Annotated in this window: 26 protein-coding genes; 13 read left to right on the forward strand and 13 right to left on the reverse strand. The window is 65.0% G+C overall.

The genetic code is table 11. The features are described from left to right. Nucleotides 1–12 precede the first annotated feature (12 nt). Nucleotides 13–627, reverse strand: a complete 615-nt coding sequence (locus ACYVGK_RS15870) for a TetR/AcrR family transcriptional regulator (protein ID WP_460735445.1) — start codon at nucleotides 625–627, stop codon at nucleotides 13–15. A gap of 78 nt (nucleotides 628–705) precedes the next feature. Here ACYVGK_RS15870 and ACYVGK_RS15875 point away from each other — a divergent pair, with 78 nt between their 5' ends. After that, complete coding sequence (locus ACYVGK_RS15875) at nucleotides 706–1,863, forward strand: MBL fold metallo-hydrolase (protein WP_460735447.1); 1,158 nt, start codon at nucleotides 706–708, stop codon at nucleotides 1,861–1,863. 69 nt (nucleotides 1,864–1,932) lie between these two features. Next, nucleotides 1,933–4,233 (forward strand): PA3715 family protein, encoded by a 2,301-nt coding sequence (locus ACYVGK_RS15880; RefSeq protein ID WP_460735449.1) that lies wholly within the window; start codon nucleotides 1,933–1,935, stop codon nucleotides 4,231–4,233. Between the two features lie 141 nt (nucleotides 4,234–4,374). Here the strand turns inward: ACYVGK_RS15880 and ACYVGK_RS15885 are convergent, their stop codons facing one another. Further along, the gene (locus tag ACYVGK_RS15885; protein ID WP_460735451.1) at nucleotides 4,375–4,821 is read right to left on the reverse strand and encodes a hypothetical protein; all 447 of its coding nucleotides are present in this window, start codon (nucleotides 4,819–4,821) and stop codon (nucleotides 4,375–4,377) included. A gap of 218 nt (nucleotides 4,822–5,039) precedes the next feature. On the opposite strand from ACYVGK_RS15885, the gene ACYVGK_RS15890 reads away from it, so the two are divergent. Beyond that, a complete protein-coding gene (locus ACYVGK_RS15890) occupies nucleotides 5,040–5,408 on the forward strand; it encodes a cupin domain-containing protein (RefSeq protein WP_460735453.1) in 369 nt (122 codons plus the stop codon). 44 nt (nucleotides 5,409–5,452) lie between these two features. Here ACYVGK_RS15890 and ACYVGK_RS15895 read toward each other — a convergent pair whose 3' ends face one another. Next, a complete protein-coding gene (locus ACYVGK_RS15895) occupies nucleotides 5,453–5,719 on the reverse strand; it encodes a hypothetical protein (protein WP_460735455.1) in 267 nt (88 codons plus the stop codon). Nucleotides 5,720–5,922: 203 nt separating this feature from the next. Between ACYVGK_RS15895 and ACYVGK_RS15900 the strand changes: the two genes are divergently transcribed. From ACYVGK_RS15900 to ACYVGK_RS15910, 3 genes are all read left to right on the forward strand, one after another. Beyond that, a complete protein-coding gene (locus ACYVGK_RS15900) occupies nucleotides 5,923–6,984 on the forward strand; it encodes an RCC1 domain-containing protein (protein WP_460735457.1) in 1,062 nt (353 codons plus the stop codon). 268 nt (nucleotides 6,985–7,252) lie between these two features. Further along, the gene (locus ACYVGK_RS15905; RefSeq protein ID WP_460735459.1) at nucleotides 7,253–7,462 is read left to right on the forward strand and encodes a cold-shock protein; all 210 of its coding nucleotides are present in this window, start codon (nucleotides 7,253–7,255) and stop codon (nucleotides 7,460–7,462) included. 124 nt (nucleotides 7,463–7,586) lie between these two features. Further along, nucleotides 7,587–7,724 (forward strand): hypothetical protein, encoded by a 138-nt coding sequence (locus tag ACYVGK_RS15910; protein ID WP_460735461.1) that lies wholly within the window; start codon nucleotides 7,587–7,589, stop codon nucleotides 7,722–7,724. A gap of 42 nt (nucleotides 7,725–7,766) precedes the next feature. On the opposite strand, the gene ACYVGK_RS15915 is transcribed toward ACYVGK_RS15910, so the two are convergent. Together ACYVGK_RS15915 and ACYVGK_RS15920 are read right to left on the reverse strand one after the other, a co-directional pair. Then, nucleotides 7,767–8,036 carry a hypothetical protein gene (locus ACYVGK_RS15915; RefSeq protein WP_460735463.1) on the reverse strand — a complete coding sequence of 90 codons (270 nt, stop codon included), beginning with the start codon at nucleotides 8,034–8,036 and terminating at the stop codon, nucleotides 7,767–7,769. Nucleotides 8,037–8,193: 157 nt separating this feature from the next. Then, complete coding sequence (locus ACYVGK_RS15920; RefSeq protein WP_460735465.1) at nucleotides 8,194–8,592, reverse strand: YciI family protein; 399 nt, start codon at nucleotides 8,590–8,592, stop codon at nucleotides 8,194–8,196. A gap of 240 nt (nucleotides 8,593–8,832) precedes the next feature. On the opposite strand from ACYVGK_RS15920, the gene ACYVGK_RS15925 reads away from it, so the two are divergent. Beyond that, nucleotides 8,833–10,230, forward strand: coding sequence for a M20/M25/M40 family metallo-hydrolase (locus ACYVGK_RS15925; protein ID WP_460735467.1), 1,398 nt, complete (start codon nucleotides 8,833–8,835; stop codon nucleotides 10,228–10,230). A gap of 208 nt (nucleotides 10,231–10,438) precedes the next feature. Here ACYVGK_RS15925 and ACYVGK_RS15930 read toward each other — a convergent pair whose 3' ends face one another. Continuing rightward, nucleotides 10,439–10,978 carry a DUF6630 family protein gene (locus ACYVGK_RS15930; RefSeq protein WP_460735469.1) on the reverse strand — a complete coding sequence of 180 codons (540 nt, stop codon included), beginning with the start codon at nucleotides 10,976–10,978 and terminating at the stop codon, nucleotides 10,439–10,441. A gap of 133 nt (nucleotides 10,979–11,111) precedes the next feature. On the opposite strand from ACYVGK_RS15930, the gene ltaE reads away from it, so the two are divergent. Continuing rightward, nucleotides 11,112–12,134, forward strand: coding sequence for a low-specificity L-threonine aldolase (gene ltaE, locus ACYVGK_RS15935; RefSeq protein WP_460735471.1), 1,023 nt, complete (start codon nucleotides 11,112–11,114; stop codon nucleotides 12,132–12,134). 49 nt (nucleotides 12,135–12,183) lie between these two features. Here ltaE and ACYVGK_RS15940 read toward each other — a convergent pair whose 3' ends face one another. The 3 genes from ACYVGK_RS15940 to ACYVGK_RS15950 form a co-directional block, all read right to left on the reverse strand. Next, nucleotides 12,184–12,393, reverse strand: a complete 210-nt coding sequence (locus ACYVGK_RS15940) for a hypothetical protein (protein WP_460735473.1) — start codon at nucleotides 12,391–12,393, stop codon at nucleotides 12,184–12,186. A 417-nt stretch (nucleotides 12,394–12,810) separates the two neighbouring features. After that, nucleotides 12,811–13,353: a hypothetical protein gene (locus tag ACYVGK_RS15945; protein ID WP_460735475.1), complete on the reverse strand. Its 543-nt coding sequence runs from the start codon at nucleotides 13,351–13,353 to the stop codon at nucleotides 12,811–12,813. A gap of 1 nt (nucleotide 13,354) precedes the next feature. Next, nucleotides 13,355–14,332, reverse strand: a complete 978-nt coding sequence (locus tag ACYVGK_RS15950) for a hypothetical protein (RefSeq protein ID WP_460735477.1) — start codon at nucleotides 14,330–14,332, stop codon at nucleotides 13,355–13,357. A 218-nt stretch (nucleotides 14,333–14,550) separates the two neighbouring features. Here ACYVGK_RS15950 and ACYVGK_RS15955 point away from each other — a divergent pair, with 218 nt between their 5' ends. Both ACYVGK_RS15955 and ACYVGK_RS15960 read left to right on the forward strand, forming a co-directional pair. Continuing rightward, the gene (locus tag ACYVGK_RS15955; protein WP_460735479.1) at nucleotides 14,551–16,224 is read left to right on the forward strand and encodes a M28 family metallopeptidase; all 1,674 of its coding nucleotides are present in this window, start codon (nucleotides 14,551–14,553) and stop codon (nucleotides 16,222–16,224) included. Nucleotides 16,225–16,453: 229 nt separating this feature from the next. Beyond that, nucleotides 16,454–17,695, forward strand: a complete 1,242-nt coding sequence (locus ACYVGK_RS15960; RefSeq protein ID WP_460735481.1) for an aminopeptidase — start codon at nucleotides 16,454–16,456, stop codon at nucleotides 17,693–17,695. 66 nt (nucleotides 17,696–17,761) lie between these two features. Here ACYVGK_RS15960 and ACYVGK_RS15965 read toward each other — a convergent pair whose 3' ends face one another. Further along, complete coding sequence (locus tag ACYVGK_RS15965; RefSeq protein ID WP_460735483.1) at nucleotides 17,762–18,313, reverse strand: DUF3016 domain-containing protein; 552 nt, start codon at nucleotides 18,311–18,313, stop codon at nucleotides 17,762–17,764. Nucleotides 18,314–18,511: 198 nt separating this feature from the next. On the opposite strand from ACYVGK_RS15965, the gene ACYVGK_RS15970 reads away from it, so the two are divergent. Together ACYVGK_RS15970 and ACYVGK_RS15975 are read left to right on the forward strand one after the other, a co-directional pair. Then, a complete protein-coding gene (locus ACYVGK_RS15970) occupies nucleotides 18,512–18,832 on the forward strand; it encodes a hypothetical protein (RefSeq protein ID WP_460735485.1) in 321 nt (106 codons plus the stop codon). Nucleotides 18,833–18,979: 147 nt separating this feature from the next. Beyond that, nucleotides 18,980–19,483: a DUF1993 domain-containing protein gene (locus ACYVGK_RS15975; protein ID WP_460735487.1), complete on the forward strand. Its 504-nt coding sequence runs from the start codon at nucleotides 18,980–18,982 to the stop codon at nucleotides 19,481–19,483. 78 nt (nucleotides 19,484–19,561) lie between these two features. Here ACYVGK_RS15975 and ACYVGK_RS15980 read toward each other — a convergent pair whose 3' ends face one another. Next, nucleotides 19,562–20,113 (reverse strand): hypothetical protein, encoded by a 552-nt coding sequence (locus ACYVGK_RS15980; protein ID WP_460735489.1) that lies wholly within the window; start codon nucleotides 20,111–20,113, stop codon nucleotides 19,562–19,564. Nucleotides 20,114–20,327: 214 nt separating this feature from the next. On the opposite strand from ACYVGK_RS15980, the gene ACYVGK_RS15985 reads away from it, so the two are divergent. After that, on the forward strand, nucleotides 20,328–20,771 hold the full coding sequence (locus ACYVGK_RS15985) for a PepSY domain-containing protein (RefSeq protein WP_460735491.1): 444 nt from the start codon (nucleotides 20,328–20,330) through the stop codon (nucleotides 20,769–20,771). A gap of 81 nt (nucleotides 20,772–20,852) precedes the next feature. Here ACYVGK_RS15985 and ACYVGK_RS15990 read toward each other — a convergent pair whose 3' ends face one another. Both ACYVGK_RS15990 and ACYVGK_RS15995 read right to left on the reverse strand, forming a co-directional pair. Continuing rightward, nucleotides 20,853–21,215, reverse strand: a complete 363-nt coding sequence (locus ACYVGK_RS15990) for an RcnB family protein (RefSeq protein ID WP_460735493.1) — start codon at nucleotides 21,213–21,215, stop codon at nucleotides 20,853–20,855. Nucleotides 21,216–21,271: 56 nt separating this feature from the next. Continuing rightward, nucleotides 21,272–21,568: an RcnB family protein gene (locus ACYVGK_RS15995; RefSeq protein ID WP_460735495.1), complete on the reverse strand. Its 297-nt coding sequence runs from the start codon at nucleotides 21,566–21,568 to the stop codon at nucleotides 21,272–21,274. Nucleotides 21,569–21,719 lie beyond the last annotated feature (151 nt).

The following is a 21,719-nucleotide window of genomic DNA, read 5'->3' on the forward strand; positions in this document are numbered from 1 at the left end:
CGTTGCGCGCGCTCAGCCGTAGTAGGCCAGGAACATATCGACCGCCGCTTCCGCAACCTGCTTCTGTTGCACGGCAGTGAGCGGCGGCTGGCCCATGGCGATCTGCGGCCAGAACGCGAAGCCTTTCACCAGGCCCTGCAGCTGCATCGAGGCGAACAGCGGGTCTTTCGTCTTCAAGCGCCCATCGGAAGCCGCTGCGCGTATCCACGTGGTCAGGCCTTCTTCGCGATCGCCCATGCGCGCGACCATCTCCTGCGCACGCTCGGGTGAGTGAATGCCGGCAGCGATCGCCACCCGTGCCAGGTCGGTGAAGTTGGGATCGTGCAGCAGGCGCAGCTTCTGCTTCACCAGTTCCAGCAGCTGCTCACGCAACGGCCGGTCGCCGCGGTAGGCGAGATCGAGGCCGTCGACGCTGCGGTCCCACAGCTGCTGCAGGATCTGCGCGAACAGCGCCTCCTTGCTGGGGAAGTGGTTGTACACGGTGCGCTTGGACACGCCGGCGCTGGCGGCGATGCGATCCATGCTCGTGGCCTCGTAACCGGACTGGCGGAACTCGGCGACGGCGGCATCGAGGATTGCCGCGCGCTTGCGGTCGGTCAGGCGGGTAGGGGCGGTCGCGGTAGTCACGGTGAAAGTTTACACCGGAGAGTTTACTTTCCGGAAAATGGAAACTACACTGTGTGGTGTACTTTCCTGAACAAGCCCATGAACCGACGTCCCGGCCATTTTCTTGCCCGCCTGTGCCGCGCCGTCCTGCTGTTTGGAGCCCTTATCGTGAGTGCCTGCCTGCTGTCCGCCGCCAAGACCAATCTGCCCGTCGCCGCCTACCCCGACTCACCGCAATCCGCGGCCGGTCGCTTCCGCAATCCGGTGCCCAAGCCGGCCGATGGCTTCGGCAAGACCCTGCGGATCATGTGGAACTTCTTCTTCCGAAAACCCGCCGACACCACGCCGACGAGCGTGCCGCCGGTGCTGGCGCTGACCCGCGCGCAGCTGGAGGCCGCACCCGATCGCAGCCTGTTCCGCCTCGGTCATTCGACAATGCTGCTCAAGCTGCGCGGCGGTTTCTGGATCACCGATCCGGTGTTCGCCGAACGCGCTTCGCCGGTGCAATGGATGGGGCCCAAACGCTTCCACGCGCCACCGATCGCGCTCGATGATCTGCCACCGTTGCGCGGCGTGATCCTCTCGCACGACCACTACGACCATCTGGATCGCGACACGGTCGTGCAGCTCGCGAAGACGACTGGGGTCTTCCTCACGCCGCTGGGCGTGGGCGACCGTTTGATCGCCTGGGGCGTGGATCCCGCGAAGGTGCGGCAGTTCGACTGGTGGGAAGGCACCAGCATCGACGGCGTGCAGTTCACTACGACCCCGGCGCAGCACTTTTCCGGACGCGGGATGTTCGATGGCAACAAGACGCTGTGGGCGTCGTGGGTGATCGTCGATGACACGAAGCCAACGGCATTACGTGTGTTCTTCAGCGGCGACACCGGCTACTTCGACGGCTTCAAGGAGATCGGTCGCCGCTTCGGACCGTTCGACGTGACCCTGCTCGAAACCGGGGCCTACGATCCGCAATGGCCATACGTCCACATGCAACCCGAGCAGACCGTGCAGGCGCACCAGGATCTGCGCGGGCGTTGGCTGGTGCCGGTGCATAACGGCACCTTCGATCTGGCGATGCACGGCTGGACCGAGCCGTTCGAGCGGGTGCTCGCGTTGAGCAGCGAACGCGGGATCGCGCTGGCCACGCCGCACATGGGCGAACGCCTGGATCTGTCGGCGCCGCACGCGGGCACGCCGTGGTGGCGTGAAGCCGAAGCGGCCGCACGTTTGGGCGCGGCGCAAGAGGCCTACTGATCGACAACGTCGACGCGTACCATCGACGCGGGGCGCGTGGTTCTGTTGCCGCGCGAAGACAGGGGACAGATGCGTCGCGACACAATTGGAACGGGCCGCTGCGGCGGCCGCATGCATTCGCTGTGGTTGATGTTGCTGCTGGGCTACGTGTCGACGTGGCCCGCGCATGCGCAAGGCGCCGCACCGAGGTTCACCGCCGATACGCCGGTACGTGCGCTGCCACAAGCCGAATTCGACGCCATCGTGGCGGAAGCGACGGCGGTGGGCAGCCGGCCGCGCAAAACCTTTGTCCAACCTTTGCCGGCGCATTGGCGCACGCTGGATCCGACGCGGTTGTCGGCGATGCTGACGATGCCGGCGTTCGCGCAGATTCCCGAGCACACGCGCGGCGTGCTGCTCAACCAGGCGGCGACCTGGGACCTGCTGTCGTTCCGCCGCCCATCCGACGCGGCGGCGCTATGGGAACGCATCTGGCCGCGCGCCTACTACGTCGACCCGAAGGCCGCGCCCAACAGCGAAGGCATCGGCTACGAGCCCGATCCGACCTGGACGCCGGAGGCGATGGCGCTGTCGACGATCTTCGCGTGCTTCCCGCGTGAGGTGTGGGCCGCGGAGGGCGATGCCGCTCTGTGGGCGATGCGTAATCCGGGGCCATGGCAATGGGAGAACTACTCGGGCTGGGACGGCTTCCGCGAATGTCTACCGGAAGGCGCGTTCTTTTCCGAAACGCGACCGAACCGAAAGGGCCTGGCGGCCATGGCGGAAGTATTGCGCCGCAAGTTCACCGACGCCCTGCTCACCGATGGCTGCAGCCGCCCGGGCCCCGATAGCTGCATGCTGCTCTACCAGGCATTGTTCGCGCTCGATCGGCGCAATCCGCAATTGCCGGAGCTCCTGAAACGGATGGAGCCGTCCTTCGATCTTTCCGCGCCGATCGAATTGCCGCCGGTCCGGCCTTCGCGCGACGAGCCTTCGGATGGCGAGCTGCAAGCCTTGTACGCACCGGAAACCGAAGCGCTGCGCCGCAATCTGTTCGTCACGCTGAAGCTGCCGGTACTGCTACAAGAGCCCGCGGCGTGGCCGACCGGCGAGCTCGAACGAACGCTCGAGCAGGCGGCGCGCTACACCGTGTTGCTCGCGCGCATCGAGAAGCTCAAGGCGTACCGCAGGAACTGGAGCATGGATCGCTACTACGGCAATCCCTGGCAATGGATCGACGCCAGGCTCGAACCGCGCGTAGCCGCGCAGCTGCGTAGCCTGGGCGCGGGCTACGCCCAGCGCGAGGGCTGCGCGGTGGCCGGCTTCGACATGGAACACATCCCGGCGACGTTCTGGCAGGGCTATGTGATGGAGAACATCCGCCTGGGCCATGGCGCGTGCGAGCGCTTCGACGCACTGCGGCTGGCGGATCGCTATCGCGCGGCGAGCCGCAGCCGCGATCACGCCATGGGCGAGCTGGAGTCGATCGCCCCGATGCTGATGCAGGATGGCCCGCTGCACGAAGAGGCATGGAAGGCTGTGGCCGAAACCTGCCGGGCCATGAAGTCGACCCGGAATGATCCCTGGCAGCTGTGCGCGGAGGTGGCGCGTCGCGACGCGCAACGTGCGGCGCAAGAGGTGGCAGAGGAGCGCGAACGCATCGCCACATTGCCACCGGTTGATCCTTTGGCCTGCCCCGAAGACATGATCGGCCGCGCTGCGCAGGCGCTGCAGTTTCCGATGGAAACGGAGTTCCCTAATGACAACACGGCCTGCCGCCTGGATCCAACGCATCGCAATCGCGCCATCGTCGCGCTGAGCTATCGCAAGGGCGAGGAAGTCACCGGCCAGGCCGAGAACGAGGACTCCGCCTACGACCTAGACCTGGTGGTGATGGATGTGCGCACCGACCGCATCCTCGCCCAGCGCCACGAGCCCGCGGCGATCGAGTCCGATGCCATCCGCTTCGAAGGCCTGAGCATCGACGCTGACGGCTATCGGCTCGCGCTAGGCCGGCGCGCCTTCGGCCTGAGCATCGAGCACTCCGCACATTGCTATCAGTGCGCGTACAGCGAGACGCGGCTGGTGCTCTATCTACCCAAGGGCCACCAGCTCGAACCGGTACTGACCACGACCGTGAGCGAAAGCAATAACGAGTCGAGCGACGAATGCCCGAACGCCGTCGCTTCGGCCAGCACCAGCATCGGTGTAGGCAACAAGCGCAGCCATGGCCTGGCGGATCTGGAGCTGGCGACGCGTCATCGGGTGGATGATGACAGCGAGGAAGGCGCATCCGCGCAGTGCGTGTCGGATAACACGACCGCGCAGACCTGGCGCTTCGACGGCAAGCATTACGTCGCGCCCGCGCAACCGGGGCAACAGGCGCACTGAGGTCCGAGAGAAGGCGGTCACCTATGACCGCCTTCATCGCAGCACGGCCGATACGGGCTCGCAGAAAAAGAAGGCGGCTACAAGGCCGCCTTCTTCGTGCGCTGCTTCAACTAGCAGTTGCTAAGCGAGTGTCATGCCACCTCAGCGCATCGGCTTGATCGTGAACGCGCCGATGTCGACGCCGATGTTGACACCCTCACCGCCGCCAGCCAGGGCCAGCGAAACGTTGCCCTTGCTCAGCACCTGGGCTTCGCCCGATTTGACGACGCCGGCGTTGGCGCTGGCTTGCGCGTAATGACCCAGTACCTCACGGATGTTGTGCACGTCGGTGAAGCGGCCCTTGCCGTTGTCGATCTGCCACTTGCCGGCGGTGATTCCGATGGCCTTGGCGCTCACGCGCACCGGCATCGATTGGCCATTGTTACAGGTGACCTGGCCGGTACCCGTGGTGTGCTTGTACACCAGCGACCAACCGGTGAGGTTGTAATCGAGCTTGCAATCGATGTCCGAGCCCGCGCGCGCCTGCGGCGCTGCGAAGGCGAGGGCGCTGGCGAGCAGAGCGGATAGAGCAATGCGATGCGAACTCATGCGTGACCTCCTTGATGGTCTCCCTTTGGGGGAGGGTTCGCAGTCTCCACAGGTCGCACTGAACCGGCGCGGACAATCCGGCTTCACGAGACGATCACTTCAGCGCGGGATGGGTGTTCGTGACAAAGCGATGAAGGAGCGATCCCCCTTGCGGGGGATGGCCCATAGGCCGGTAGGGCGCCTTAACTGCGGTCCCCGCGTGCAGAGAAGGAATCGCCATGAACCGTTCCCGCCTGTTGATTGCGTTCGCTCTGGCGATGGCCGCGTCCGCGCCGCTCCACGCCCAGGACCTGGCTGTCACCGCCGGCAATAAAGCCAAGGTAGTGCTCGACAATGACAAGGTGCGCGTCATAGAAGTGAACCTGCCCCCCGGCGGCACTACGGGGATGCACTCGCACGGTGACAATCTGGTCATAGCCATCACCGGCGGTACGGCGATCCAGACACTGGCGGACGGCTCGACCAAACCACTGAATACGAAGCCCGGCGAAGTGCGCTGGAGCGATCCGGTCACCCACGACACGAAAAACACAGGCAAGAACACGTCGCGGACGTTGGTGATCGAACTGAAAGACGTGCAGAAGTAATTCGAGTCGAAGTGAATCAATGCGCACGGCGGAGGTGTGGGTGCTCACACTTCCGCCGACTGCGCACCTGCTTCCAGATCTTTTGGCCGCATCAGCATGCGCGCGGCGTGATACGAGGCGATGTCGTCGTGCCAATCCGAATTGAGCCGCGGCGACCCATCGTTTGTCCGTGCAATGAATGCGTTTGAATGGCGATGCGCAGAACGCAGCAACGCGAGTCCGACGCGATGCGGATCATTCGATATCCGATGAAGCGAAGCGCAGCGTGGCTCGGAAAAATTCGCATTCAGTTTCCGTGTCGGCGCGCGCATGACCGGTATTGCAAGCCTCTCGCGTCGTCCTGATCACAGCGCCGCAATCTTGCCGGGCGCCGAACAGGCAGGCATCGATGCCATTCGTCGTGTCTGCGGAGGGGTTGGTAGTGAACGGATGTCGGATCGGGCAATGGCGTCATCTGCTGTTCGCACTATGTCTTCTGCTGTTGCCGACTTCCGTTTTTGCGCAGGCTAGAGTCGTGGCATGGGGTCTGGGTGTCGATGGCCAGACCGGGGTTCCTGTCGAAATGGATGCGATCGCGGTTGGCGCCGGGCACCTGCACAGCCTGGTCGTGCGTACCGATGGCACGGTCGCGGTCTTCGGTGCGAATACCTTCGGCCAGGCCAACGTTCCCGCCGGACTCTCCGGCGTCACGGCGGTGGCGGGCGGGCTGTTCCACAGCCTCGCCCTTAAGTCCGACGGCACGGTGGTCGCCTGGGGCGGCAACGACGACCAACAGGCCCAGGTGCCGAGTGGCCTCACGGGCGCTACGGCGATCGCCGCGGGCGCGCTGCACAGCCTGGCGCTGAAATCCGATGGCACCGTGGTCGCCTGGGGCAGCAACGTCTTTGGCCAGAGCTCGGTGCCGAGCGATCTGACTGGGGTGGTCGCGATCGCCGCGGGCCGTTTCCACAGCCTCGCGCTGAAGTCCGACGGCACGGTGGTGGCATGGGGCGACAACGGCGACGGCGAACTGGACATTCCGCCGGGCCTGGACGGCGTAGTCGCGGTCGCCGCGGGAAACCGGCTCAGCATGGCGTTGCGGTCGGATGGGACGGTCGTGGTCTGGGGCGATTTCGACAATCCGCGACCGGTGCCGATCGGCCTTACCGACGTCGTCGCCATTGCCGGTGGCATCCAGCATTGTCTGGTCCTGCGCGCCGACGGAACCGTGGTGGCCTGGGGCTTCGACAGCGACGGTCAGGCCAGCGTGCCGGCGGGCCTTAGCGGCGTTAGCGCGATCGCCGCCGGGGGCTATCACAACCTGGCGCTGCGGCAGGCGTTCTCGCCCGCGACGGCGCTCAGCGCCCTGCGCGACGACCTAGACAGCCTGGGCGTCGTGACCGCGGCTGCATTGCGTACGAAGTTGAATGCGGCCATCGCGGCCTTGGCCGCCGGCCACACGGGGCGCGCCTGCCAGGCACTCCAGGGCTTCAGCAATATGGTGTCGGCGCAACGCGGCCGCCTGGTCCCCGCGACACAGGCAAATTACCTGCTGTCTCAGGCCTCCGACATCAGGGTCCTGATCGGCTGCCGCTAGCGTCGGCCCCGACTTCGGGGGGCTCGAGCGGGCCAGTCAGGAAGGGAAAAGGCAAAAACTGAACAATACCGGGCCGTTCTGTTTGCGTTGCGGCGCGCCAACCGGTAACTTGCACTCCGCTGAGTTCGTAAGGGTCACTGAATCGTGGCCCGATGCTGTAGGTGCCGGCCTCGACGCCGGACGTTTGCTACATCGTTGTACCCGCTTCTCCTTGCAACCAGCTTCTGCCGCATCCGCGGCGCTTTCTATTGTTCAAGGAGTTAGCAACATGTCCGACCGTGAAACCGGTACCGTCAAGTGGTTCAACGATGCCAAGGGCTTCGGCTTCATCAGCCGTGAGAATGGCGAAGACGTCTTCGTGCATTTCCGCTCGATCCAGTCCACGGGCTTCAAGAGCCTGCAGGAAGGCCAGAAGGTCAGCTTCACCGTGACCCGCGGCCAGAAGGGTCTCCAGGCCGACGCCGTCCAGGCGGTCTGAACCAACTGATCCGCGCATCCCAAGCGGATGCGTAGATACGAAAAGCCCGGCTTCGGCCGGGTTTTTTTGTGCCCGCGTGACTAGTGAGGCGGCGCGGCGCCTACTTGTCCGGATCGCCTCGTCTTTGGTCAGCCACGACACGCCGAACGCCACCACCGCGACCGCTTCGAGCCAGAACACCGGCGAGAACTTCAACAACAGTGCGTTGCCCGGCAGCAGCTTCACCACGGTGCACGCCGCCACGCAGGCCAGGATCGTGTAGCCCTGACGCACAGGCAGCGTGCGCGCCGCACGAATCGCGCTACTACGAGCTGGAAACGCCCAGACTGCCGCCGTACGCGTCAGGCTCGACCAACGAGCCCAGTCGATGGCTCTTCTGCGCCCGCTTCAATGCCTCGTCGATCTGGTTGCGGTGCGGATTGGTTTCCCAGCGCTCGACCTTGAACACATCGGCGCGCGGGTTCTGTCGCAGGATGTCTGCATCCTGCAGCCACTTCCAGTCACCCGGCATGAATTCGTGGTGCAGGGCGAAGGCGCGCGCGCTGGCGTAGCTATGCGAATAGATGAGATTCATCGATCACCTCGCAAGTCGAAGCGCGTGCAGCAGGCAGCCGCACTGCGCTGGAATCATTGCGAAGATCGCCCCGCGAACTGTCACTCCCCCGCTCGGGCTAAGCGCGAGTTGTCCGGTTTTGCGGGGTCGCTACGTGGTGCCGTCGCGAAGCGATGGCTCAGGCCCCGCTGGTCTCCGGGATCGCCGCACCCACGCGCTGGCGCACCATGTTCATGTCGCGGACTGGGCGCACCTCGATGCTGCCGAAACGCGACCACGGGAATTCCGAAGCGATCCGCACCGCTTCCTCGAAGCTGTCCGCTTCCAGGATGTTGAAACCGGCGAGCATTTCCTTGGTCTCGGCGAACGGACCGTCGATCACGGTGGTGCGGCCGTTGCGGCTGCGGATCGTGCGCGCGGTCGTCGCGGACTCCAGCTGCTGCGAGCCGATCAGCTTGCCTTCGGCGCGCAATTCGTCGGCGTGCTCGAAGCAGCCGCGCATCATCGTGTCGAATTCGCCTTCGTGGATGGTGTCGATCAGGTTGGCGTCGGTATAGACCAGCATCAGGAATTGCATGGGGGAACCTGCGGCATGGAGGAGTCGCGATGATGCACCACCTGAACGGATCCAGGCGATTCGACTCATCGCGACCTTGCCCGAACCGGCGTGTCAGGAAATTCGAGACGCAAGTCGCGCCGGAATGACGTTCGGCACGGGTGGAGCGCGCGGCAGTGGCAATACTCGGCTGGTTTGCCTGCGCCGACTCGTGCCTTCGCATCAGGGTGGCGCATCCCTTCCATCGAATGAGGTCGACGAATGCGTACCGTGATGCTCGCCACCGCGCTGTTAGCCAGTACCGGGATTGCTGCCGCAAAGGGAGATCCCTGGCAGGCGAAGGCTCGTGAGTTGTTCCAGCATTCGATCGCCGTCCCGACGGTCGCCGGCCGCGGCAAGGTGCCCGAGCTCGCGCGTTACCTGGCCGACCACTACAAGGCCGCCGGTTGGGCCGATAGCGACATCCATGTGTTGCCCTACGACGCGACGCCAGACAACGCCACGGCGGCACTGGTGGTGCGCTGGCCGGCGGCAGGCAAGCCGACGGCCAAACCGATCATGCTGATGGCGCACATGGACGTGGTCGAAGCCAAGCCTGAAGACTGGTCGATGGATCCGTTCACGCTGATCGAGAAGGACGGCTACTTCTACGGACGCGGCACCAGCGACGACAAGATGGGCGTGGTCGCGGTGACCACCGCGTTGCTGGAACTCAAGGCCAAGGGCTTCAAACCCAAGCGCGACATCATCGTGTTCTTCACCGGCGACGAAGAGACGACCGGCAAGGGTGCCGTGCTCGGCGCGACCGAGTGGAAGCCGATGCTGGATGTCGAATACGGGCTCAACGCCGACGGTGGCGGTGGTGGCTTCGCGCCGGACGGACGCGCGATCGGCTTCACCTTCCAGACTGCCGAGAAGACTTACGCGGACTACACCTTCACTACGCGCAATCCCGGCGGCCACAGTTCCAAGCCGCGTCCGGACAATGCGATCTATGAGTTGTCCGCGGCGTTGAACCGCCTCGGCGCATACCGCTTCGAGCCCGCGCTCAATGCGACCACGCGCGCCTACTTCAGCGAGCGGCAAAAGGCAGAGCAGGGTGCGCTGGGCGACGCGATGCGCGCCTGGCTCAAGAATCCTGTCGACGGCGCCGCCGCGGATGTGATCGAGGCCGATGTCGGCGAGGTCGGGCTCACCCGGACCCGTTGCGTGGCGACGATGCTGACCGGTGGGCATGCGCCGAACGCGCTGCCGCAGCTGGCGCGCGCGACGGTGAACTGCCGGATCCTGCCTGGCGTGTCGCCCGATGCGATCCGCGACGAATTGCAGCAGATCGCCGGGGCCAAGGTGGAAGTGGCGCGCCTGGACGACAACACGGCATCGCTGGATTCGCCGTTGCGCCCGGACATTCTCAAGGCCTACACCGACAGCGTGCACGCGCACTTCCCGAAGGCGCCGGTGATCCCGGAAATGAGCACCGGTGCCAGCGATGCGCGCCCGTTCCGCGTGCACGGGATTCCGATCTATGGCGTCGACGGTTCCTGGGGTGTGGTTCCTGACGACATGCGTGCGCACGGTCGCGACGAGCGCCTGCCGGTCAAGGCACTCGACGATGATGTCGACCACTGGGTGCGGATGTTGACGAAGCTGGCGGGTTGATCTAATCAGCGTCCCTCTCCCCGCTGGCGGGGAGAGGCTGGCCCGAAGGGCGGGTGAGGGGGAGCGAGCGCAGCGAGCTGCTGTTGCCTTTGGCGTTGTCTAAAAAGCAACTCGCTGCGCTCGCCGCCCCTCACACCCCAAGGGTGCTTCCTTTGGGCGTCTGCCCTTCGGGCATCTTCTCCCCGCAGGCGGGGAGAAGATCATCAAATCACCCCGCGCCGGGCCGCACGTGCAGACCCAATGCGGTGGCAACGACCGGCAGCGACTCGTCGTCGCGCTGACGGGTGATGAAGCCGGCATGGTGCTCGCCGCCGGCTTCGTAGGTCCACAAGGTGTAGTGATGCTCGCGCAGACGATCGAACGCGGTGCCGATCAGGACCGGCACTTCCGCGTCGGACAGGAAATCCTCGTCGCTGGCGTCGTCCACGCCCCAGTCGATGCGCAGATTGAAGCGCGAGGCGAGTTCGTCGAGGACTTCGATCAGGCCGCCCGGATCCTCGTTTTCGACATAGAAGCCGGCCTTCCAGTCGATCACGTCGCGCAGGGCCTCGGCGGCCTCGGTGCCTTCGTCCAGCGCGTCGCGGCAGGCGGCGAACTGCTGCATCGCCGAATCCTCGTCGTCCGGATTGATCAGCAGCAACAATTGCCACGCCAACGCTTCGATGGCGGCGTCTTCGTCGATATCCGCTTCCGGGTCGAAGGCGCGGGCGAAGTTGTCGTCGGGGTCGTATTCGCGTTGGGTGCTCATGATCGGTATCTCCCAGGCGCGCACAGCATAGGCCCTCCCGGCGCCATCGCGACGGCATTCGCCCATTAACCGACGCACGGCATGACGCATCCTGCCGGTATGCTGCCCGCCGGTTCCCTTCACATGCACACCCATGAACTGGATTGACCTGCGCAGCGACACCGTGACCCGCCCGACCACAGCGATGCGCGAAGCCATGCTGCGCGCCGACGTCGGCGACGATGTCTACGGCGAAGATCCCACGGTCAACGCGCTGCAACAGCGTCTGGCCGATGAGCTGGGCTTCGAAGCTGGCCTGTTCGCGCCCAGCGGCACCCAGGCCAACCTGCTCGCGATGCTGTCGCACTGCCAGCGCGGCGACGAATACATCGTCGGCATGGATGCACACACCTACAAATACGAAGGCGGCGGCGCCGCCGTGTTCGGCTCGATCCAGCCGCAGCCGATCGTGCAGGCCGGCGATGGCACCTTGCCGCTGGAAACGGTCGAGCAGGCGATCAAGCCGCGAGATCCGCACTTCGCCCGTACGCGCCTGCTATGCCTGGAAAACACTTGGCATGGCCGCGCGCTGCCGCGGTCATATCTCGGCGAGGCGCGCGCGCTATGCGATCGCCACGGCTTGGCGCTGCATCTGGATGGCGCGCGGCTCTACAACGCGGCGGTGGCCGACGGCGTTGCCGTGCGCGAGATCGCTCGCCACTTCGATAGCGTCTCGGTCTGCCTGTCGAAGGGACTCGGCGCGCCGGTGGGCTCGGTGCTGCTCGGCACGCGTGCACTGATCGATGAGGCCCGGCGCTGGCGCAAGGTGGCCGGTGGCGGCATGCGCCAAGCCGGCATGCTGGCCGCCGCGTGCCTATATGCCCTCGACCATCACGTCGCGCGGCTTGCCGATGATCATCGACGCGCCGCGGAACTGGCGGCGGGTCTGCGCGACGTGTCCGGGATCAGCGTGGTCGCGCAGCACACCAACATGGTGTTTCTCGACGTGCCGGCGCCGCGCCTGGCGGAGCTCAAGCAGCGCATGGAGGCCGCCGGCATCCGCTTGTCGATCGGCTATGCCCCGCGCGTTCGCCTGGTGACACACTTGGATGTCGACGATGCGGGCATCGCGCGCACCATCGAAGCCTTTCATGCGTTCGGACGAGTGCCTGCGTAAAGCCGGCTCCAGGCGGACCGACCAAAACGGATTGATCAAAACGGATCGGTCAAAGCGGCTCTTCGGCTTGCACAGCCACCTGTTGCTTGCGGATGGCTTCCTCGTTCTGTCTGGCCCAAGTCGGATCTGTTCGCACGGTTTCCCGGGTGTTTGCCTGCGGCTGTGCAGTATCCAGGGCGGCGGCTTGCTGCGCGGCGCCGCGGCGCTGGCGTGCGGATTGCTCCGCCGACTCGATCAGGGTCGCCATCACCATGCCCATGAGGCTGGTCCTGTGCGGTCCGGACCTTCGCGCGGACGGCGCCGGTGGAGTCGATTGGGTGGAATCGGTCTGTGTTCGCGCCTTAGTGGGTCCGTCGGTCTGGGCGAAGGCCAGCAGTGGCGTCAGACACAGGGCGATCGCAACCAGGAGGATGCGGGACGAATGGATTGTCGGACCGGGCGTGCGCATTGATCGATCCCGTTGCGCTGCATATAGCAATCAACGCAGCCTAGACCGACGCGGCGGCCACATTTCGTGAAAAAACGTGCGCTGCATGCGTTTTGCTCAGCAATGTGGCGACGGCGTGAGCTGGACATGCGAGCGACGTAACGAATCCGTAAGAAGATCGTGGCGGCATTGAACGGGCGCAAAAAAGCCGGTCCTTGCGGACCGGCCTTCGTGCTTCACGGACGGAGGTCAGCTCCTGCCGTTGCAGCGGTCGTTGAGCTCGTGAACCAGCTGCTGGTTCACGTCGGCGAGCACCCGAGCGAAGGCGGCATAGGCCTCGTTCTGGGTGCCGTTCCAGTTCATCGATGCCGACTGCGAACGGACCACGAACTCCGGCGCGCCACCCACATCCACCTTGTAGACCGCGACCGGGATCTTGGTGGTCAGGTTCTGCGCCAGATAGAGCTGCGCGATACGCACGTTCACCGCCGGCGCATCGCCGGTGTCATTCCCAGCATCCGACAAGCCTGAAGCCAGCAGCTGGCTGCGGATGGCCTGCGCGGCATCGCTGAACTTGAATGCATGCCAGCCCAGTCCGCCGGACTCGCCGCCGCCGGTGCGCGCGTCGGTTACTTCCTGCAACTGGTACGGGCAGGCCAGTCGTACCGCATTCCTGGCAGACGTCGGTGGTGCGGCGAGGCGAGCGGCGTCCATGTCCACGCGCACCACCTTGCCGTGGCAGGCCGCTAGCAGCAGCGGTGCGAGCAGTGCAGCAGCACGGCTCGGACGCATGTCACTTGCCACCGGTTTGCGGAGCCGATGCCGGTGCTGCCGGTGTCGCGGCTGCGGGAGCAACCGGAACCGATGCGTTGGCAGTCGCCGCCGTTTCCGTGCTCGCTGCCGGCATGACGCCCGGGTCGGTCGGCTGGTAGCCCTGTAGCGTCGCGAACATGCCGTTGCCGGTGCGCACCCACACCCATTCGTCGGTCTGGCGGACAGCGTGGCCCGGATAGGTCATGCCCTTTACCGTGGCGCTTTCCTTCTTGATCTTCTGCTCCCGATCGGCGCGGCCGGCAGGCGAGAAGTCATGGACCAGCATGTCCGCGGCCTGGTTGACGCCCTGGTCGAGCAACGCGCCCAGGCGCTCTGCGCCCATGCCGGCCCAACGCTGCGGATTGTCGTCGCCCAGTGCACCGGCCAGCGGGAAGCGGAAAGCGTAGTTGCGCGAGACCAGGAACTTCGTCTTGACCTTGCCATTCGGCTTGACGGTGCGATCGACCAGCTGGGCGAGCAGAGACACCGACAACGTGTTGAAGTCGTAATCGATCGCGTAGCTCGGAACGATCACCATCGCGTGCAGCGGCATGTCTTGCTTGCTCTGCTGGGCATCGACGGCATCCCACGGCGTCGCCATGATCTTGATCACCGGGTTCGGCGACAGGCCCTCCGAGGCAAGCTTCGCGCGCAGTGCCGCCTCGACCCGCTCGTTGAACTTGTAGTCGAGCAGGGCGTTGCGGATCGGCACCACGCGCTCCTCGGCCTTCTTGACCTGCGCGTTCTGCACCGCCGATCCGACCAGCGCGCCGATCAGGCCGAACTGCATGCCCACCGCGGCGGCAGTCGCGGGCACTTCCACCGCGAGTTCGTGCTGGTTGAGTACCACTTCCACCGGCAGGTCCTGCGCCAGCGGTACCGGCAGCGGTGCCGGCTTGGCGGAAACGGTGAAGCACAGCGAGGCCAGCCCGATGGCCAGCCAGATGCGACGAATCATTGAAATCCCCTGTATGCGATTGAACCCGGTAACCGGGTGGGCTTCCCCGAGCCCGGACCGATTGTAGCGGCGCGATGTAGTGGCCAGCAGTATGTGATGCGGGACAAGAAGGACCATGCCGAATCTGGCGTACGGCTATGCCGTCAGTCATCGCCTGGCGCCGACCGCGCCGCTGCTAACATCGGCTGCTGTTTCGCCCCATTCCTTTCAGGTGCCGCATGAACCGACCGCTTGCCGCTTCCCTGCTGTCCCTTTCCGTGGCGCTTGCGCTGCAACCGGTGTTGGCCGCACCGCCGAAGGCACCGGCCTTCGATCCCAAGCGTCTGTCCGCAGAGGTCAAGACGCTCGCCTCGGACGAGTTCGAAGGCCGTGGTCCGGCCACTGCCGGCGAGACCAAGACTGTCGCCTACGTCTCCGCGCAGATGAAGGCCGCCGGCCTGCAGCCCGGCGGCGACAAGAAGGACGGCAAGCGCACCTGGACCCAGGCCGTGCCGCTGCTGCGCGCCGAAATCACCGGTACGCCCATGCTGTCGCTCAGCGAAGGCGGCAAGGCGCAGGCGCTGACCCAGGGCGAGCAGATCGCCGTGCGCGCCGCACTCAATGGCGACAAGCACGTCACCATCAAAGACGCGCCGCTGGTATTCGCCGGTTATGGCGTCAAGGCGCCGGAGCGCAACTGGGATGATTTCAAGGGCGTCGACCTCAAGGGCAAGATCATCGTCGTCCTGATCAACGATCCCGACTTCGAAACCGGGCAGGGCGACTTCGGCGGCAAGGCCATGACCTATTACGGCCGCTGGACCTACAAGTACGAGGAAGCCGCGCGCCAGGGCGCCGCCGGTCTGCTGATCGTGCACGAGACCGAAGGCGCCTCGTACGGCTGGGCCACGGTGAAGAACTCCAACACCAACACCATGTTCGACGTGGTGCGCGACGATCCGCATGCAGTGCATGCGCCGCTGGAAGGCTGGATCCAGCGCGACGTCGCGGTCGACATGTTCAAGCGCGCCGGCCTCGACTTCGAGGTGCTCAAGAAGCAGGCGCAGACGCGCGACTTCCACCCGGTCGAGATCAAGGGCGCCATGCTGAGCGCCGACTACGATGTCGACTCCAAAGTGATCACCTCGCAGAACGTCGTCGGCTATCTGCCAGGCAGCAAGCGCAAGGACGAGTATGTGATCTACAGCGCGCACTGGGATCACCTCGGCGTCGGTCAGCCCGATGCCAAGGGCGACCGCATCTACAACGGCGCGATCGACAACGCGACCGGCACTGCGGCGCTGATCGAAATGGGCCGTGCCTTCGCCCACGCATCGAAGAAGCCGGAGCGCTCGATGGTGTTCCTCGCCGTCACCGCAGAAGAAAAGGGCCTGCTGGGTTCGGAGTACTACGCATCGCGCCCGGTGTATCCGCTCGCCAAGACCGTCGGCGTGATCAACACCGATGCGCTGGATCCGCACGGCCCGGCGCGCGACTTCAACATCTCCGGCAGCGCCAAGCTCGACCTGATCGACCAGCTCGTCGCCACCGCTTCGAAGTGGAACGTGCGCTACTCGCCCGATCCCAAGCCGGAAGCCGGCCACTTCTTCCGCTCCGATCATTTCCCGTTCGCCAAGCGCGGCGTGCCGGCGATCTCGTTCGGTTCCGGTGACGATTGGGTCGATGGCGGCGTCGCCGCCGGCAAGGCCGCAGGCGAGGTCTATACCCGCGATCGTTACCACCAGCCGGCGGATCAATGGGAAGCCAGCTGGTCGTTCACCGGCATGGCGCGCGACCTGCAGATCCTCTACACGCTGGGCAGCGGTCTGGCCAATTCGAAGCAGTGGCCGAACTGGGCGCAGGATTCGGAGTTCCGCGCCGCACGCGATGCGAGCGCGGCCGAGCGCAAGTAAGCGAGCGCGAACGCTGTGAAAACAAAGGCCCCGGGTTGCGGGGCCTTTGTCGTTTTTGGGGGTGGATGTGGCGATATCACCCGATCAGGTAGGCACGGAGGTTTTTGCCAAGCGCCATCGAGATTCACGCGACGCGACTGCGCGCTCCTGACGGACGGTGACCGATACGGCGACAGCGCGACGTTTGTCCGGGTGCTCGCCCCACCCCGGGGCGCCTTGGAAGCCTTCCATGAAATCGCCGATCCTCGCACTCGCCATCGTTGCAGCCCTGGCGTCCTGTCAGAAGCCCGCGCCATCGGAAGCCAGCGCGCCCGCTCCCGCCGCCGCGGCACCGGCGGCTGCCGCGCCGACGCAGACCGCCTACACCGATCTTGAACAACTCGCGCAGCGCCTGGTTACCCAGAGCGCGGCGGTGAAGGAAGGCGAAGTGGTGCTGATTTCCGGCCGACCGAGCGATGCCGAACTGCTGGAGAACATCGCCGTCAACGTGCGCAAGGCCGGCGGCTTCCCACTGATCACATACAGCAGTGATCGCCTCAGCAAGCGCATGTTCTTCGACGTGCCGGAGAAGTACGACGCGCAGGCCGACGCGCTCGGCAGCAAACTGGCGGATATCGCCAACGTCAGTATCACGCTCGGAAACAACGCCACGGAAAACCTGCTTGAGGGCGCCGATCCGAAGCGGCTGGCCGCGCGCGCCAAAGTCGACGAGCCGGTGATGCAGAAGTTCCTGCGCAAGGTGCGCACCGTCGAGGTTGGCAACAATCTGTATCCGACGTCGTGGCGCGCACAGCGCTACGGCATGAGCGAGGAGGACTTGGCCAAGACGTTCTGGAGCGGCGTCAATCTCGATTACACCGACCTGCAGGCGCGCGGCGACCAGGTGAAGGCGGCGATCGCGAAAGGCGGCGAAGTGCACATCACCAATCCGAACGGCACCGATCTCAAGCTCAACGTGAAGGGTCGGCCGGTGTTGGTCAGCGACGGCGTAGCGAGCGCGGAAGACATGAAGGCGGGGGCTGCGGCAGCTTCGGTGTATCTGCCCGCCGGCGAGGTCTACACGACGCCGGTAGCGGGAAGCGTCGAAGGCAAGGTGGTGAACACACGCACCTACTTCCGCGGCAAGGAAGTCGACAATCTCACCTTGACGGTTGCGGGCGGCAAGGTGACCTCGATGACCGGCGAGGGACCGGGCTATGCCGACCTCAAGGCCGAATACGACGCGATCGACGATGCACGCAAGGATGAACTGAGCTTCGTCGACTTCGGCATCAATCCCAATGTGAAGCTGCCTGCCAACAGCACGATCGGTACCTGGGTACCGGCCGGATCGGTCACGGTCGGGACGGGCGTCAACATGTGGGCCGGCGGCGACAATTCGGTGCCTTATGGCCTGGTGATCTTCCTGCCCGGCAGCAGCGTGACCCTGGATGGCAAGCCGATCGTGGAGAACGGCGTTCTCAAGCTTTGATTGCACAAGCCTTGATTGCATTCGAGCGCACGGAACGGCATAGCCGTTCCGTGTCGCCAAGCGATATCACCGTGACTGCGGCAGTTCGCGCTGTAGCCAGCGATCGATCAGGTGCTTCTCGAAGCGCAGCGGATCACTGGCAAGCCCCGCCGTGCTGGAACTCATCAGGAAGCCGGGATCACTCAGTTTGCGTTCGCCTTCGGCTACGGTCGTGCCGTCGGCGGCGACGCGCTTGAACGTAAGCGTGATGCGCGGCGGATACAGGTCGCGAACGAACCGGGTGTCGTAGAACTGCGGACCCTGCCAGGGTTCGTAGTCGCCCGCGAGGTCGATGTCGGTGATGGTGACCTCGAGTCGCTCGCCCGCGGGCAGGCGCGGTTGCGCTTCGTTGCGCAGATGCGTGGCCAGTTGCTCCACCCAGCTGCCACGACGCGACTCGTACGAATTGTGGCTGTAACGGATTTCCGAGAACGTCCGTGGATCGTCCCAGCGCACCGCTACCGATCCCTGTTCCGGAAGGGCGCGTGGTGCATCGTTATCCGTGACGTTGCGGGTGCGAGCCGTGGCGCTGGCCGTGAGCACCAGCAGCACGAGCAGAAGGGGAAGACGGTGGGTCATGGCACGCTCCTGGGGAGGGCTGTGGGTCATTTTCCTCCGGTTTCGCCGGGGTTTGAAGCGGCGCCCGGCCTCGGGTGCCACGGCATTCAGGCGGGCAAGGCAGGGGCATTGGTGCGCGGCCCCCGGATTGTGTGCTATCAAATCCGCGCGCTGCGGCGCTCACAACTCAAGGACAAACCAGTTCCGAACGGAGGCGATATGAGGCTGGTGCAGGGAATGTTGCTCGCGTCGATGCTTATGGCAGGCGGCGCGGGAGCGGCAAATAAGGCAGTGGATGCTGGCAGCGGCATGTCCGGCGACGACGAATGGGCATGCAAGGTCGTGATGTGCATGGCCAGTCCGGGCGGACCGACCCAGTTCGCCGAATGCGTGGATCCGATTCGACGTCTCCAGCGCCAACTGGCGAAGGGCAAGCCGTTCCCGGTATGCCGCTTCGTCGGCAGCGGTGGTGGCCAGCAGGGCGGCGGCAATGGGTCGTCCACTACCAAGCAGGAACGCGATCCGGCGCAAGCGCTGTAAGGCGAGCGCCAGGATGTAGAAGAGGGAGCCGATGGGCTCCTTCTTTTTGCCGGCCCGTCGATGGGATCGTTCATCCCGGAATTACCGACTAATCGGGTGCAGGGTGGATCATTACCCTGAGCCACCTTCCTCACGCCGGAGTTCGCCATGACCCTGTCGATGTACGACGCATCCGTTCCTGTCTTCCAGCGCACGCTGCGCAATCTCGATCGCGTTCTGAGCAAGGGCGAAGCCTACGCGCGCGAGCGCAGCGCGGAGCCCGATACGCTGCTGCAGTCGCGGCTGATCTTCGACATGCTGCCGCTGGTGCGGCAGGTGCAGATCGCAACCGACATGGCCACGCGCGGCGCAACCCGCCTCGCCGGTGTCGAGCCGCGCAGCGTCGAAGACAACGAGACCACGTTCGAGCAGCTGCGCGCGCGCATCGCCAATGCGCTGGCGCACCTGGACGAATTCACTCCGCCACAGTTCGAAGGCAGCGAGACGCGCACGGTGTCGTTCAAGACCCGGCGTGGCGAGCTGACTTTCAACGGTCTTGATTACCTGCAGCAGTTCGTGCTGCCCAACCTGTTCTTCCACACGACCACCGCCTACAACCTGCTGCGTCAGGCGGGTGCGACGATCGGCAAGGCGGATTACCTCGGCGAATGACTAGACGGGCGCAGCGCCAGCACGGCGTTGCGCCCGCAGCGTGAAAGCCTGCCTGCCAAGCGCAGGCGAGCGCGACGCCTATTTCACCGGCACCATCAGGTGCTGATACGGCGTGCCCGGCCACATCACATAAGGCGAAGAAGTGTCCGGATCGGCATCCTTCGGATACATGTCGTAGAACGCCGGATCGGCGCCGACCACCATCACGTGCGGTCCGGTCTTGACCCAATGATTGGTCGCGGTCGGCTTGTCTGCGTAAGGATCGGTGTTGCTGGCATCAGTGCCGCCGGCCAGCATGTACATGAAGCCGACTTTTCCCATCGTCGGATCTTTGTGTGAGATCCACGCGTGAGCCCATTCCATCGCTGCCGCATCCATGCACATCGGATCTGGTCCCGGTGTGGCCGGGTTGTCGGCCATGCAGGTAAAGCCGTTGCTGCCTTCACGCAGGGTGCGCATGCCGTCCTTCTCCATGGCGACGATGGTCGCCTTGGCCGCGACTTTCGCCGGGGCCGCCTGCATCGCACTCTTGATCATCTTCTGGTCGGCGTTGTTGCCGGACGCCATTGCCGTCATCGCGACGCTCATCGCCGCGACCAATGCGGCCAGCGCCCAAATCGATCTGGACATTGCACGACTCCTGTCTGGTTGGAGGCTCCCTCGCGAGCATTGTGGTGCGATCCCCCACGCCGCGTCGCATCCCCTGAATGGGGGAGTCCATGGGGCGGTGTGCTGACGCGGCTTCGACATTGCCCAACCGGCCATGACTCCGAATGGCAGTGATTCACTGACGATTCGCGCCGCGCTTCGAAGACTGCACGCTCCCCCGCTGCTGGAGCGAGTAATGAAGCAATTTCGCAAGTCGTTGCGCACGGTGTGCCTGGGTGTGGCGCTGGCCCTAGTGGGAGGCGCTGCGCTGGCGCAGGAGCAGCCCGGCCTGACCGAAGCGCAGGTGCGTGTCAAGCTGACGGCGCAGGGCTATACCAAGGTCCACGACGTGAAATTCCGCGACGGCGTCTGGAAGGCAGACGCCCGCAGTGCCAATGGCAACCGCGTCGACGTCCGCATCGATCCCGCGACCGGCGAGGTGTATCCGGACGAGCAGGTGGCTAACCTCAGCGAGGCTGATGTGCGCGCCAAGCTGGCAACGTCCGGCTACACCAACATCCACGACGTCGACTATGAGGACGGCATTTGGAATGCCGAGGCGGACGATCCGCAGGGCAAGGACGTCGAACTGAAGATCGATCCGAAGACCGGCAAGGTGATAGGCAAGGACAAGGACTGAAGCAGGGACTCAGGCCGCTTCGAGGTCCACAAGGCAAAAGCCCCGCACTTGGCGGGGCTTTTGTGTGCAACGGAGATCCGCTCAATGGTGCAGCAGGATGTCGGCGATGATGCCGGTGGCCACAGCCACCAGGATGAAGCGTCCATCCTCGTCACGCACCCAACGATGACCGCGCGGCGGCTGGCGCAGGTGGTAGTACTCGTAGTCGTCGACGTAATAGCGCGGCTCGAGGTAGACCACTTCGATACGTTCGCCGCGGTGCCAATCGCGATGCCGGTAATGCCGTTCGCGGTAGTAGTCGCGATCGTCGTCCCGATCGTCATCATCCCAATCACGCTCGTGATGATGACGACCATGACCATGGCCATGACCGTCGAAGGCGTACGCGGTGACGCTAGTGACGCTCAGCAGGGCGAGCGCGGCGGACAACAGCAGGTGGCGCATGGGGTTCTCCGGAGACGGTGGAACGGTCGTTCCACCGTCATGTCTGACGCGGTGGTTCAGTGATGCAGCAGGATGTCGGCAATGATGCCGGTCGCCACTGCAACCAGGATGTAACGACCGTCCGGATCACGGATCCAGCGGTGGCCCGGCGGCGGCGGGGCGAGGTGGACAACGCGGTAGTCTTCGACGTAATAGCGCGGCTGCAGATAGACCACGTCGATCTTTTCGCCCTTGTGCCAGCCGCGGTGCTCGCCGTGATCGCCACCGTGGCCATGGCCATGGCCCTTGGCGACGGCCACCGAGGACAGCGACAACAGCGCGAGCGATAGCGCCGCAAACAGATGCTTCTTCATGATTTTCCCCCTCGTGATCGGTGATGGAGCCCGTGGCGCGATGGTAGGCCGGGCGTGCGGGGGAAGTTCAACGGCAACTTCGCGAAACTTGACCGCCATCGCCGTTCTGACCGTGCCGGGGTTGGCCCGCATTCATGCAGCGGCGCCCGGG

The sequence above is a fragment of the Lysobacter tyrosinilyticus genome, assembly GCF_054779815.1.

What these genes read in the sequence shown, in the direction of transcription:
- ACYVGK_RS15875 (WP_460735447.1), top strand. Translation starts at nt 706, where the DNA reads ATGAACCGACGTCCCGGCCATTTTCTTGCCCGCCTGTGCCGCGCCGTC.
- ACYVGK_RS15880 (WP_460735449.1), top strand. Translation starts at nt 1,933, where the DNA reads ATGCGTCGCGACACAATTGGAACGGGCCGCTGCGGCGGCCGCATGCAT.
- ACYVGK_RS15885 (WP_460735451.1), bottom strand. Translation starts at nt 4,821, where the DNA reads ATGAGTTCGCATCGCATTGCTCTATCCGCTCTGCTCGCCAGCGCCCTC.
- ACYVGK_RS15890 (WP_460735453.1), top strand. Translation starts at nt 5,040, where the DNA reads ATGAACCGTTCCCGCCTGTTGATTGCGTTCGCTCTGGCGATGGCCGCG.
- ACYVGK_RS15895 (WP_460735455.1), bottom strand. Translation starts at nt 5,719, where the DNA reads ATGCGCGCGCCGACACGGAAACTGAATGCGAATTTTTCCGAGCCACGC.
- ACYVGK_RS15905 (WP_460735459.1), top strand. Translation starts at nt 7,253, where the DNA reads ATGTCCGACCGTGAAACCGGTACCGTCAAGTGGTTCAACGATGCCAAG.
- ACYVGK_RS15915 (WP_460735463.1), bottom strand. Translation starts at nt 8,036, where the DNA reads ATGAATCTCATCTATTCGCATAGCTACGCCAGCGCGCGCGCCTTCGCC.
- ACYVGK_RS15920 (WP_460735465.1), bottom strand. Translation starts at nt 8,592, where the DNA reads ATGCAATTCCTGATGCTGGTCTATACCGACGCCAACCTGATCGACACC.
- ACYVGK_RS15925 (WP_460735467.1), top strand. Translation starts at nt 8,833, where the DNA reads ATGCGTACCGTGATGCTCGCCACCGCGCTGTTAGCCAGTACCGGGATT.
- ACYVGK_RS15930 (WP_460735469.1), bottom strand. Translation starts at nt 10,978, where the DNA reads ATGAGCACCCAACGCGAATACGACCCCGACGACAACTTCGCCCGCGCC.
- ltaE (WP_460735471.1), top strand. Translation starts at nt 11,112, where the DNA reads ATGAACTGGATTGACCTGCGCAGCGACACCGTGACCCGCCCGACCACA.
- ACYVGK_RS15940 (WP_460735473.1), bottom strand. Translation starts at nt 12,393, where the DNA reads ATGGGCATGGTGATGGCGACCCTGATCGAGTCGGCGGAGCAATCCGCA.
- ACYVGK_RS15945 (WP_460735475.1), bottom strand. Translation starts at nt 13,353, where the DNA reads ATGCGTCCGAGCCGTGCTGCTGCACTGCTCGCACCGCTGCTGCTAGCG.
- ACYVGK_RS15950 (WP_460735477.1), bottom strand. Translation starts at nt 14,332, where the DNA reads ATGATTCGTCGCATCTGGCTGGCCATCGGGCTGGCCTCGCTGTGCTTC.
- ACYVGK_RS15955 (WP_460735479.1), top strand. Translation starts at nt 14,551, where the DNA reads ATGAACCGACCGCTTGCCGCTTCCCTGCTGTCCCTTTCCGTGGCGCTT.
- ACYVGK_RS15960 (WP_460735481.1), top strand. Translation starts at nt 16,454, where the DNA reads ATGAAATCGCCGATCCTCGCACTCGCCATCGTTGCAGCCCTGGCGTCC.
- ACYVGK_RS15965 (WP_460735483.1), bottom strand. Translation starts at nt 18,313, where the DNA reads ATGACCCACCGTCTTCCCCTTCTGCTCGTGCTGCTGGTGCTCACGGCC.
- ACYVGK_RS15970 (WP_460735485.1), top strand. Translation starts at nt 18,512, where the DNA reads ATGAGGCTGGTGCAGGGAATGTTGCTCGCGTCGATGCTTATGGCAGGC.
- ACYVGK_RS15975 (WP_460735487.1), top strand. Translation starts at nt 18,980, where the DNA reads ATGACCCTGTCGATGTACGACGCATCCGTTCCTGTCTTCCAGCGCACG.
- ACYVGK_RS15980 (WP_460735489.1), bottom strand. Translation starts at nt 20,113, where the DNA reads ATGTCCAGATCGATTTGGGCGCTGGCCGCATTGGTCGCGGCGATGAGC.
- ACYVGK_RS15985 (WP_460735491.1), top strand. Translation starts at nt 20,328, where the DNA reads ATGAAGCAATTTCGCAAGTCGTTGCGCACGGTGTGCCTGGGTGTGGCG.
- ACYVGK_RS15990 (WP_460735493.1), bottom strand. Translation starts at nt 21,215, where the DNA reads ATGCGCCACCTGCTGTTGTCCGCCGCGCTCGCCCTGCTGAGCGTCACT.
- ACYVGK_RS15995 (WP_460735495.1), bottom strand. Translation starts at nt 21,568, where the DNA reads ATGAAGAAGCATCTGTTTGCGGCGCTATCGCTCGCGCTGTTGTCGCTG.